This is a genomic window from Kitasatospora sp. NPDC048365, assembly GCF_043200835.1.
In the GTDB taxonomy this organism is placed as follows: domain Bacteria; phylum Actinomycetota; class Actinomycetes; order Streptomycetales; family Streptomycetaceae; genus Kitasatospora; species Kitasatospora terrestris.
In genome coordinates this window covers 25,812-37,336 of sequence record NZ_JBICYJ010000068.1, presented here as the reverse complement: position 1 = coordinate 37,336, position 11,525 = coordinate 25,812, and the positions used below count along the sequence as shown (strand labels likewise).

Sequence of the window (11,525 nt, the reverse complement as noted above, 5' to 3'; positions counted from 1 at the left end):
TGTCACGGTGCCTCGAACCTTAGCAACCTCGCACCGCCCGTCCAAGCCGTGTCCGTGCGGGGGGGGGGGGGGGGGGGGGGGGGGGGGGGGGGGCGGCGCGCCCCCCCCCCCCCCCCCCCCCCCCCCCCCCCCCCCCCCAGAGATACGGATGGCGCAACCATGGCCGGACCGGTCCTCGAGATGCGTTCGATCAGCAAGTCGTTCCCGGGCGTCAAGGCGCTCTCCGATGTCAACCTCAGCGTCGCCGCCGGCGAGGTGCACGCCATCTGCGGGGAGAACGGCGCCGGCAAGTCCACCCTGATGAAGGTGGTCAGCGGCGTCTACCCGCACGGCAGCTACGAGGGCGAGATCCTCTTCGAGGGCGAGCCCTGCCGGTTCAAGGACATCCGCGCCAGCGAGCAGCGCGGCATCGTCATCATCCACCAGGAGCTCGCCCTGGTCCCGTACCTGTCGATCGCCGAGAACATCTTCCTCGGCAACGAGCACGCCCGGCGCGGCATGATCAGCTGGAACCGCACCCTCACCCACGCCAAGGAGCTGCTGGAGCGGGTCGGCCTGCACGACAGCCCGCACACCCGGATCGCCGACATCGGCGTGGGCAAGCAGCAGCTCGTCGAGATCGCCAAGGCCCTGGCGAAGGAGGTGAAGCTGCTGATCCTGGACGAGCCGACCGCCGCGCTGAACGACGAGGACAGCCGCAAGCTGCTCGACCTGATCCTGGAGCTCAAGGCGCAGGGCATCTCCTGCATCGTCATCTCGCACAAGCTGAACGAGATCGCCCGGGTCGCCGACTCGGTGACCATCCTGCGCGACGGCCGGACCATCGAGACCATCGCGATCGGCGCCGAGGGCATCTCCGAGGACCGGATCATCCGCGGCATGGTCGGCCGAGACCTGGAGCACCGCTACCCCGAGCGGACCCCGCAGATCGGCGAGGTCGCCTTCGCGGTCGAGAACTGGACCGTGCAGCACCCGATCGACCATCAGCGCAAGGTGGTCGACAACGCCTCCCTGAACGTCCGGCGCGGCGAGATCGTCGGCATCGCCGGCCTGATGGGCGCCGGCCGGACCGAGCTCGCGATGAGCGTCTTCGGCCGCTCGTACGGCCGGTACACCGGCGGGCGGGTGCTGCTGGACGGACAGGAGGTCCGCACCCGCACGGTGCCGGAGGCGATCGCGCACGGCCTCGCGTACGTCACCGAGGACCGCAAGCAGCTGGGGCTCAACCTGAGCGACAACATCAGCCGGAACATCTCGCTGAGCGCGCTCGGCAAGGTGGCCAAGCGCGGCTGGGTGAACCAGCACGAGGAGCGGCGGGTCGCCGAGTCATACCGGAAGACCATGAACATCAAGGCTCCCTCGGTGTTCGCGGAGACCGGGAAGCTCAGCGGCGGCAACCAGCAGAAGGTCGTCCTCAGCAAGTGGATCTTCGCCGGTCCCGAGGTGCTGATCCTGGACGAGCCGACCCGCGGCATCGACATCGGCGCCAAGGCGGAGATCTACACGGTGATCGCCGAGCTCGCAGAGCAGGGCAAGGCGGTGCTGGTGATCTCCTCCGAGCTGCCGGAACTCCTCGGCCTGTGCGACCGGATCTACGCCATGGCCGAGGGCCGGATCACCGGCGAGGTGGACCGCGCCGACGCCACCCAGGAATCCCTGATGCGACTCATGACGATGAGCGCCGTCCCCCACAACGAGCAGGTGTAAGGCATGACCCAGACCGAGACCACCCCGCAGACCCCGCCCGCCGGTACGTCGGCGCCCGCCCGCCGATCGGTCGGCGAGGTGCTGGGCTCCGCGCTGCGCGGCAACGTCCGCCAGTACGGCATGCTGGTCGCGCTCGCGCTGATCGTGGTGCTGTTCCAGATCTGGACCGACGGCATCCTGCTGCAGCCGCTGAACATCACCAACCTGATCCAGCAGAACGGCTACATCCTGATCCTGGCCATCGGCATGATGATCGTCATCATCGCCGGGCACATCGACCTCTCGGTCGGCTCGCTGGCGGCGTTCGTCGGCGCGGCGGCCGCGGTGATGATGGTCAAGCACCAGGTACCGTGGCCGGTCGCGCTGGTCGCCGCGCTGCTGATCGGTGCGGCGGCGGGTGCCTGGCAGGGCTTTTGGATCGCCTACATCGGCATCCCGTCGTTCATCGTGACGCTGGCCGGCATGCTCCTGTTCCGCGGCGGCACCCAGATCCTGCTGCAGGGCCAGTCGGTGGCACCGTTCCCGAACGGCTTCCAGAAGATCAGCAGCGGCTTCCTGCCGGAGGTCGGACCGCAGACCAACTACCACAACCTGACCCTGCTGCTCGGCCTCGCGGTGCTCGCGATCTCCGTCCTGCAGGAGGTGCGCGGACGGCGCCAGGCGGCCTCGCACGGCCTGGAGGTGCTGCCCGTCGGCCTGTTCGTGGCCAAGCTGGCCGCGATCGCGGCGGCGGTGCTGGTGTTCACGCTGCTGCTGGCCAGCTACCACGGCGTGCCGATCGTGCTGCTGATCCTCGGTGTGCTGCTGGTCGGCTTCGGTTACGTGATGCGCAACTCCATCCTCGGCCGCCACACCTACGCGATCGGCGGCAACGAGGCGGCGGCCAAGCTGTCCGGTGTGAAGAGCAAGCGGGTGGTCTTCCTCGCCTTCGTCAACATGGGCGTGCTGGCCGCGCTGGCCGGCCTGGTCTTCGCCGCACGGTTGAACGCCGGCACCCCGCAGGCGGGCATCAACTTCGAACTGGAGGCCATCGCCGCGGCGTTCATCGGCGGCGCCTCCGCGACCGGCGGCGTCGGCACGGTGCTCGGCGCGATCATCGGCGGCCTGGTGCTCGGCGTGCTCAACAACGGCATGTCGATCGTCGGTGTCGGCACCGACTACCAGCAGGTGATCAAGGGCCTGGTGCTGCTCGCGGCGGTCGGCTTCGACGTCTGGAACAAGCGCAAGGTCGGTTCCTGACCCGCTGACCGCGCCGAAGGCCCCCGTCCGCGGACGGGGGCCTTCGTGTGCTCACGCCGCTGACGGCGGGGCGTGAACTCCGGCTCAGCGGGTGAGCAGGAAAGTGGCGTCCTGTCGGTCGAGCACGGGGGAGCCAGCGCCGAGCGGGTCGATCCGCAGCGCGTACGCGAAGTGGCGCAGGTACCGGTCCGGGTGGGCGTAGGAGCGGTACGACTTCGCGGCCGCGTCGGCCAGGCCCGCGGTCGGGTAGAAGGTGGCGTCGGACTTGAAGGTGCTGGAGCCGTCGTTCGGGTCGAGGACCACGTTGTAGCTGCTCTGCCGCAGATAGCGGTCGGGGAAGTTGACCGACTGGAAGGAGACGCCCGCGCTGTCGGCGAGGCCGGGGACCAGCTTCCATTCGGAGTCGAGGTACGGGTCGAAGGGGTAGGGGTCGATCCGGCCCGCGTAGTCGGCGTGCCGGACGTACCGGTCGGGGTAGTTGTACGACTTCAGCCGGTTCCAGGTCGGGGCGCCCCACCTGGCCAGCAGGTTGCTCATCTCGGTGGCGGTGATCGGGGTGATGGTGGCGTGCTTGGAGTTGAGCGGCTGGGTGTAGCGCTTCTGGTCGACGGGCGTCCAGGCATCGATGCCGATCGAGGTGGTCTGCCACGCGTAGAAGACGCCGTTGGGGGTGTAGGTGTCGCCCCACAGGTACCAGGTGTTCGACGCGGTCAGTGACTTGACCAGAATGGGCGCCTCGGTGCCGCCGTGCGCGATGGTGCCGGTGTAGGTGCCGCTGTTGAAGCTGCCGGGTGCGAGCGAGGTGGCCTTGGCGCCGCGCAGCTTTCCGCCGGACGCCTCGTCCTTGTAGTACAGGTAGTTGGTGCCGTTGTCGCCGACCGCCACGTCGGCGTCGATCACGTTGAAGCCGGGATCGAAGTACACCTGCGCGGTACTGACGTTGGTGAAGTCGGTGGTGTAGTTGACCATGATGACGTTGCGGGTGCCGTTGTCGGCCGAGTAGATGATGGCGTACTGGCCGCGGGAGGCGTCCCAGAAGGCCTCGGGGGCCCAGCTGTGGGTGGCCATCGAATGCAGCTTGACCCGGCGGTAGTTGGTGAAGCTGCGCAGGTCGGTCGAGTCCCAGACGTGGATGTACTGGTTCTGCTGGGACCAGTCGGTGCCGTTGAGGTCGGTGGCGAGGATCTGGAAGGTGCCGTCCTGCTTGCGCAGGATGAACGGGTCGCGCAGGCCGAGGGTGCCCGCGGTCGGGGTGACCACCGGGGCGTTCTGGTTGAGCGGGGTCCACTCCAGGCCGTCGGTGGAGACGGCGAGGTGGAGGCCGTAGTTGTTGCCGGCGCCCTGGTTGGACTCGGTGAAGTAGCCCATCACGTACCCGGCGTAGGTGGTCGCGGCACTCGCCTGCGGGGTGGGCGCGGCGAGCGTCGCGGTGAGTGCGGCGGCTGCGGCGGTGACGGTGACGATCCTGCGGGGAAGCTTCATGGTCGGCGTCCTCTCCGGCTCAGGCGGCCCAGGGGGTGACGGGCAGGAAGGAGCTGTCGGCGCGGAAGGTGTCGCTGTCCTGATACACGTCGACGCGCAGCTCGTAGTCGTAGTGGCGGATGTATCGGCCCGGGTAGTTGTACGACTCCAGCGACACCGATCCGGCGGCCGGGCCGGGGCGGGCGCAGTAGGTGGCGTCGGCGCGGAAGACGGCGGTGTTGTCGTTGCTGCCGAGGCGCAGCTTGAAGTCCCAGTGCCGCAGGTAGCGGCCGTCGGCGGCGCGGAGGGAGTAGCAGTTGGCGTCGGCCAGCCCGGGGACGACGGTGAAGGTGGCGTCCTGCTTGACGGTCGCGCTGCTGCTCGCGTCCACCGGGTCGAGGTATCCCAGCCCTGACCTCGAACTCGCGTACCGGGTCGGGTAGTTCGCCGACTGCAGGGCGCGCTTGGTGTTGACCGGCAGGGCCGCTCCCCCGCTGACCGTCTCCTTGAGCACGGTGAAGTGCCGGGCGAAGCCGCTGAGTCCGGGCAGCTCGGTGGGCGTGGTCCAGGTCGCAAGGCCGTCGTAGCTGTCGCTGTAGTAGTACTTGTGCGCGCTGTAGCCGTCGTAGTAGATCCGCCAGCCGCCGTTGTCCAGCGGGATCAGCGCCGGACCCTCCACCCAGTTGCCCCAACCGGCCCAGTTCCCGGTGCCGTTGAAGGTGTAGGGGCCGGTCAGGCTGCTTGCGGTGGAGTGCTCGATGTACTTGGTGGTCTCGTTCTTGCTGAACGCGTGGTAGGTGGAGCCGACCTTGACCACGAAGGTGTCGATGTGGTTCGGCCCGATCCCGGCCAGCGCGATGGGCGAACTCCAGCTGGTGAGCGCCGCGTCGGTGGCGGTGAGCTTGTACGGCTTGAAGTCGCTGCCGGTGGTGGAGACCGAGACGATCACGTTCACCGTGCCGTCGGTGTCGACGAACCACTCTGGCGCCCAGGTGGACTTCACTCCGCTCAGCGGCAGGGTCCGGTTGCCGAGGAAGGTCCAGTTCACCCGGTCGGTGCTGGTGGCGAAGCCGATGGTGTTGCCGTCCCAGCCGGTGGTGTACGTGACGTAGTACCGGCCGTCGGTGTGCCGGATGATGCTGGGGTCACGGATCAGCCCGCCGGGCGGGGTGTAGGCGGTGGCCCTGAGCAGCCGGTAGCCGGTGGCGTCCGGCGACTCGTAGACGTACATGTTGGATTCGCTGCTGTTGGTGAACGCCGTCATGGTGTACCGGGTCGCGGTGCCGGCCGGCGGCGCGGCGGCCTGCGCGGGCGCGGGCGCGGCGGTCAGCAGCCCGGCGGCCAGGGCACCGGCCGCGAGCAGTCCGGTCGCGGCCCGGCGGGCCCGGGTGAGGAAGCGGGACATCGTCGTCCTCTCTTCACGTGCCGGCCCGGCCGCACGGGGGCGGCCGGGCCTGGGGTGGGGGTCGTTACTGCTGGTGGAAGGTGGCGTCCTGCCGGGCGAGCGCGGTGGTGACCGGCTGGGTGTACAGCAGGTACTCGTAGTGCCGCAGGTACCGGCCGGGGCTGCTGTATGCCTCGTAGCTCACCCCTGCGGCATCCGCGAGGCCTGCGCGCTGGTAGAAGCTGGCGCTGTCCTTGAAGGCGGTGGTGCCGTCGTTCTTCTCCACCCACACCTCGCCGTTCTTGCTGTGCAGGTAGTAGCCGGGGAAGTTGGCGGACTCCAGCGAGACGGTGCCGCTGCCGGACAGGCCGGTGACGGTCCGGAACTGGGAGTCGGCGAGGTTGGCGACGTCGGGCTCAAGCTTCGCCCGGTAGTCCCAGTGCCGGATGAAGTACGTCGGGTAGTTGTACGAGGACAGCCGGATCGGAGTGGCGCCGTCGGCCACCGGGATGCCGAAGTTGGGCGTGCCGTCGGCGTTCCAGTACACCTTCTGCACCCGGGTGCGGCGGTTCGGGTCGTTCAGCGGGTCGCCGGTGATGTCCTTGTACGAGCGGTCGTGGTAGACCATGACGTCGCTCTTGCCGTCCTCGGAGACGGTGAACTGGTTGTGCCCCGGCCCGTACTGCGAGGTGGCCGCGTTGCCGGCGAACACCGGCGAGGCGCTCTTCGTCCACGCCGCCGGGTCGAGCAGGTCCGCGGTGGCCGAGGCGGTCAGCATGCCCAGGCAGTAGTTGCTGTCGGTGGCCGACGCCGAGTAGGTCAGGAAGACCTTGCCGCCGTGCTGGATCAGCGCCGGACCCTCGTTGACCTTGTAGCCGACCGTCTCCCAGCTGTACGTGGGCACAGTCAGCCGCACCGGGGTGCCGGAGATGGTCCAGGGGTTGCTCAGCTTGGCGATGTAGACGTTGGAGTTGGTGGCGATCGCCGGGTCCTTCTGCGCCCAGCTGAGGTAGCGCACGCCGTTGACCGTGAAGGTGGTGGCGTCCAGGGAGAAGGAGTCCGTCGGGGTGGCGATCTGCCCCTTCTCCGTCCAGCCGCCGGTCAGCGGGTCGGAGGAGGAGGACTCCAGCACGTACATCCGGATCTTCCACTGGTCGGCGGAGTCGCCGGCCGCGAAGTAGACGTACCACTTGCCGCCGATGTAGTGGATCTCCGGCGCCCAGACGTGGTTGGCCATCGCGCCGCCGGCGTGCTTGGTCCAGATCACCGTCTCGGGGGCACCGGCCAGGCCCTGGATGGTGGTGGCACGGCGCAGGACGATCCGGTCGTACTCGGGGACGGTGGCGGTGAAGTAATAGTAGCCGTCGGTGTGCTTGTAGATCTGGGCGTCCGCCCGATGGTCGATCAGCGGGTTGCTGTAGCCGACCGCGGGCGAGGCGGGAACGGCGGCCTGCGCGGCGGGAGCCGGCAGCAGCAGGGCGGCCAGGACCGCCGCACCGGCCGCCAGGGGCGGTGTGCGCTTCATGGGGGTGGATCTCCTCAGTCGGCGGTGAGCTGCCACTGCTGGCAGGCGTTGTTGAGCCAGGACCACTGGCGGACGTCGGCGCCGTCGGCGGTGGAGCAGTTGGCGACGTCGGCGACCTTGCCGCTGTTGGCGTTGACCAGGCGTACCCAGCCGCCCTGGTCGGTGACGACCAGGCGGAAGCGCTGGCAGGCGTTGTTCAGCCAGGACCACTGGCGCAGGTCCGCGCCGTCGGCCGTCGAGCAGTCGGCGGTGTCCAGCACCTTGCCACTGGCCACGTTCACCAGCCGGGAGGTGTCGTCGCCGCGGTCCTCGATCCGCCACTTCTGTGCGGCGGCGCCGTTGCAGGACCACTGCCGGACATTGGCGCCGTCGGCGGCCGAACCGTTCTCCAGGTCCAGGCACTTGCCGCTGTTGCGGTTGACCAGGGTGTAGCTGGTCGGGGTGGTCGCGGTCTCACCGGACGGCCCTGCCAGCGAGGTGCCGAGCGCGACCGGGACGCCGAAGTTCGGGGTGCCGTCGGCGTTCCAGCCGAACTTCTGGGCGCGGGTGGTGCGGTTGTTGTCGCAGCCACCGGAGGCGGAGTTGTTGGCGTGGTAGACGATCCAGCTCTCGGTGCCGTCCGGGGAGGTGAAGAAGCCGTTGTGGCCGGGCCCGTAGACGCCGGCGGAGTCGTCGCGCTGGAAGACCGGCGTGGACTTCTTGGTCCAGGAGGAGGCGAGCAGCGGGTTGCTGCCGGTGAGTTCGAGCCGGCCGAGCTTGTAGTCGGCCGTGGTGCAGTAGCTCGCCGAGTAGACGATGAAGGTCTTGCCGTTGTGGTACAGCGGCTCCGGGCCCTCGTTGACCGCGGCGCCGGACTTCTCCCAGCTGTAGGTGGGGGTGGAGATCACGCCCAGCGCGCCGCTCACCGTGTACGGGTTGGACATCGGCGCGATGACCAGGTTCTGGGTGCCGCCGCTGAAGGCGCTGCCGAGCAGGTACAGCGAGCCGTTCACCTGGAGCACACTGCCGTCGATCAGCCAGGTGTCGGTGCCCGGCGCGGCGAGGTCGTTCTTGAAGGTGTACGGGCCCATCGGGTCGGTACCCGCGCTCTCGGCGACGTGCAGGCGCTGGGTCGGCCCGTAGTCGCTGACGTTCCGGCCGGCGACGTAGTACAGGTACCAGTGATTGTTGAAGAAGTGCAGCTCCGGCGCCCAGATGTTGCAGCAGCGGTTGGGGTTGCTGTCGCTGAACACCTGCACGCTCGGCGCGGTCGCCAGCCCGGCCAGCGTGGGCGACTTGCGCATGGTGATCTCCGACGTCCAGGAGGTGGTCACCAGGTAGTAGTTGCCGTTGTGGTACTCGAGCCAGGGGTCGGCGCCTTTCTGCGCCTTGATCGGGTTGGTGTACGTGCGGCCGGCGGCCGCCGTCGCGGGCTGCGCGGGCACCGCGAGGGTGCCGCAGAGCAGGGCGAACAGGGCGGCCGCCGGCAGGGCGAGCCAGGTACGCGAACGGGTGGGGGTCACGCGCGGTCCCTTCGGGAAATGTGACTCTGTTAACGCTCACCAGCTGTTCGGTCGAGCTCCCCGGAGCGGTCCACCGAGAACCGGTAGACCGTCCGGGAGCGGTACTCCTCGCCGGGCCGCAGCACGGTCGACGGGTACGCGGGTCGATTCGGCGAGTCGGGGAAGTGCTGGGTCTCCAGCGCGATCCCGGCGTACGCGGGGTAGGGCGCGCCGCCCGGGCCGGTCAGCGAGCCGTCGAACAGGTTGCCCGTGTACACCTGCAGGCCGGGCTCGGTGGTGAAGCAGTCCACCCGGCGGCCGCTGCCCGGGTGCCACAGGGTCGCCGCGCGCCGCAGGCCGGTGCCTTCGCGCAGCACCCAGGTGTGGTCGAACCCGTCGCCGGCCAGCCAGAGTTGGGGGTGGGCCGCGGAGAGCCTCCCGCCGAGTCCGGCCGGCCGGGTGAGGTCGAACGGGGTGCCGGCGACCGGTTCCGGCGGCCCGAACGGGATCAGCTCGCCGTCCACCGGCAGGTACCGGTCGGCGTCCACCCGCAGCAGGTGGTCCAGGATCCGGCCGACGCCCTCGCCGGCCAGGTTGAGGTACGCGTGGTTGGTCAGGTTGACCACGGTGGGGGCGTCGGTCTCCGCCGCGTACTCGACGGCCAGCGCGCCGTCGGCGTCCAGCAGGTACGTCACGGCGACCCGCAGGGCGCCCGGGAAGCCCTGGTCGCCGTCGGGGCTGTGCAGGGTGAAGCGGACACCGACCCGGCCCTGCTCGCGGACCTCCTCGCCGGCCCACAGCCGGGTGGCGAAGCCGCCCGGTCCGCCGTGCAGGGTGTGTCCGTTGCGGCCGGCCGCCGTCCGGTGCTCGACGCCGTCGAGGGTGAAGACGCCGTGCCCGATCCGGTTGGCGTACCGTCCCACGGTGGCGCCGAAGAAGCGGGCGCCACCGAGGAGTTCGGCCGGGCCGCGGGCGCCGAGCACGACATCGGCCGGGCGGCCCTCGCGGTCCGGCGCGGACAGCCCTTGCAGCCGGGCGCCGAGGCCGAGCACCTCGGCGCGGACGCCGTCCTCGACACCGAACACCCAGCGCTCGACGGCCCGGCCGTCCGGCAGCAGCCACGGCGCTTCCTGGCGGATCATCATCGGTGCGACACCTCTCGTCAGGGACGGGCGGCACCCGGGGGCGGATCCGCCCGGTCGGGGAACGGCGGGATCAGAAGCCCTGGGCCAGCCGGAAGTACGCCTGGTTCCAGCGCAGTTCGCGGGTGAACCGGCGGATCCGGGTGTCCTCGTCGATCACCACCAGCTCGGTGGCGAGCATCTCGGCGAGGTCCTCCAGCTCCTCGGTGCCGACGGCGCGGGAGAGCACGGTGTGGTGCGGCGCACCGGCGGTCAGCCAGGCCTCGGTGGAGGTCCGCAGGTCGGGCCGGGGCCGCCACACCGCGCGGGCCACCGGCAGCCGGGGCAGCGGCTCCTGCGGGTCGACCACGTCGATCTCGTTGGCGACCAGGCGGAAGCGCTCGCCCAGGTCGGCGAGGCCGACCACCACCGCGGGGCCCGGCTCGGCGTCGAAGACCAGCCGGACCGGGTCCTCCCGGCCGCCGATGCCGAGCGGGTGGATCTCGCAGGTCGGGGTGGCGGCGGCGATCGACGGGCAGACCTCCAGCATGTGCGCGCCGAGGATCAACTCCCGTCCCGGCTCCAGGTGGTAGGTGTAGTCCTCCATGAAGGACGTCCCGCCCGGCAGCCCGGCGCCGACCGCCTTGAGGGTGCGCAGCAGCACCGAGGTCTTCCAGTCGCCCTCGCCGCCGAAGCCGTAGCCGTCGGCCATCAGCCGCTGGACGGCCAGCCCGGGGAGCTGGCGCAGGCCGCCGAGGTCCTCGAAGTTGGTGGTGAAGGCGCGGAATCCGCCGTCCTCCAGGAAGCCGCGCAGTCCGGCCTCGATCCGGGCGGCGTAGCGCAGCGAGTCGTGTCGCTCGCCGCCGGCCCGAAGTTCGGGGGCGAGGCGGTACTGCTCCTCGTACTCCTTCACCAGCTCCGTGACGGCGCCGTCCTCGACGGCGTCGACGGCGGCGACCAGATCGTTCACGCCGTAGGTGTTGACCGAGACGCCGAACCGGCGCTGGGCCTCGACCTTGTCGCCCTCCGTCACCGCGACGTCCCGCATGTTGTCGCCGAACCGGGCGAGCTTCAGCTGGCTCAGCTCGGCACGGCCGGCGGCGGCGCGGGCCCAGGCGCCGATCCGGGTGGCGACGGTCGGGTCGGAGACATGGCCGGCGACGGTCTTGCGAGGCACCCCGAGACGGGCCTGCACGAAGCCGAACTCGCGGTCGCCGTGGGCGGCCTGGTTCAGGTTCATGAAGTCCATGTCGATGGTGGACCAGGGGAGTTCGCGGTTGGCCTGGGTGTGAAGGTGGAGCAGCGGCTTGCGCAGCGCGTCCAGGCCCGCGATCCACATCTTCGCCGGGGAGAAGGTGTGCATCCAGGCGATCAGGCCGATGCAGCCGTCGTCGGCGTTGGCGTCCAGGCAGATCCGGCGGATCGCGGCGGCGTCGGTGAGGACCGGCTTCCAGACGATCCGCACCGGGACGGCGGGGGCGGCGTCGAGCTGGTCGGCGATGGCGCGGGACTGGTCGGCGACCTGGCGCAGGGTGTCCTCGCCGTAGAGGCCCTGGCTGCCGGTGAGGAACCAGATCTCGCGGCTCTCGAAGGGGTCGGTCATCGCA

General features: G+C 70.1%; 8 protein-coding genes. 2 read left to right on the top strand and 6 right to left on the bottom strand.

Annotated elements, in window-relative coordinates; genetic code table 11:
• Positions 1 to 159 precede the first annotated feature (159 nt).
• Positions 160 to 1,707: a multiple monosaccharide ABC transporter ATP-binding protein gene (gene mmsA / locus ACGFX4_RS38750; protein WP_393085408.1), complete on the top strand. Its 1,548-nt coding sequence runs from the start codon at positions 160 to 162 to the stop codon at positions 1,705 to 1,707.
• A gap of 3 nt (positions 1,708 to 1,710) precedes the next feature.
• The gene (gene mmsB / locus ACGFX4_RS38745; protein WP_393085406.1) at positions 1,711 to 2,946 is read left to right on the top strand and encodes a multiple monosaccharide ABC transporter permease; all 1,236 of its coding nucleotides are present in this window, start codon (positions 1,711 to 1,713) and stop codon (positions 2,944 to 2,946) included.
• A gap of 84 nt (positions 2,947 to 3,030) precedes the next feature.
• Here the strand turns inward: mmsB and ACGFX4_RS38740 are convergent, their stop codons facing one another.
• The 6 genes from ACGFX4_RS38740 to araA all read right to left on the bottom strand — a co-directional run bounded on the left by ACGFX4_RS38740 (position 3,031) and on the right by araA (position 11,521).
• Positions 3,031 to 4,428: an AbfB domain-containing protein gene (locus ACGFX4_RS38740; protein WP_393085404.1), complete on the bottom strand. Its 1,398-nt coding sequence runs from the start codon at positions 4,426 to 4,428 to the stop codon at positions 3,031 to 3,033.
• A gap of 19 nt (positions 4,429 to 4,447) precedes the next feature.
• Complete coding sequence (locus ACGFX4_RS38735; RefSeq protein ID WP_393085402.1) at positions 4,448 to 5,812, bottom strand: glycoside hydrolase family 43 protein; 1,365 nt, start codon at positions 5,810 to 5,812, stop codon at positions 4,448 to 4,450.
• A 64-nt stretch (positions 5,813 to 5,876) separates the two neighbouring features.
• Entirely contained in the window at positions 5,877 to 7,316 is a 1,440-nt protein-coding gene (locus ACGFX4_RS38730) for a family 43 glycosylhydrolase (protein ID WP_393085400.1), read from the bottom strand.
• Positions 7,317 to 7,330: 14 nt separating this feature from the next.
• Positions 7,331 to 8,818: a family 43 glycosylhydrolase gene (locus tag ACGFX4_RS38725; protein ID WP_393085398.1), complete on the bottom strand. Its 1,488-nt coding sequence runs from the start codon at positions 8,816 to 8,818 to the stop codon at positions 7,331 to 7,333.
• A gap of 29 nt (positions 8,819 to 8,847) precedes the next feature.
• On the bottom strand, positions 8,848 to 9,942 hold the full coding sequence (locus tag ACGFX4_RS38720; RefSeq protein ID WP_393085396.1) for an aldose epimerase family protein: 1,095 nt from the start codon (positions 9,940 to 9,942) through the stop codon (positions 8,848 to 8,850).
• A 70-nt stretch (positions 9,943 to 10,012) separates the two neighbouring features.
• Entirely contained in the window at positions 10,013 to 11,521 is a 1,509-nt protein-coding gene (gene araA, locus ACGFX4_RS38715) for an L-arabinose isomerase (protein ID WP_393085394.1), read from the bottom strand.
• Positions 11,522 to 11,525 lie beyond the last annotated feature (4 nt).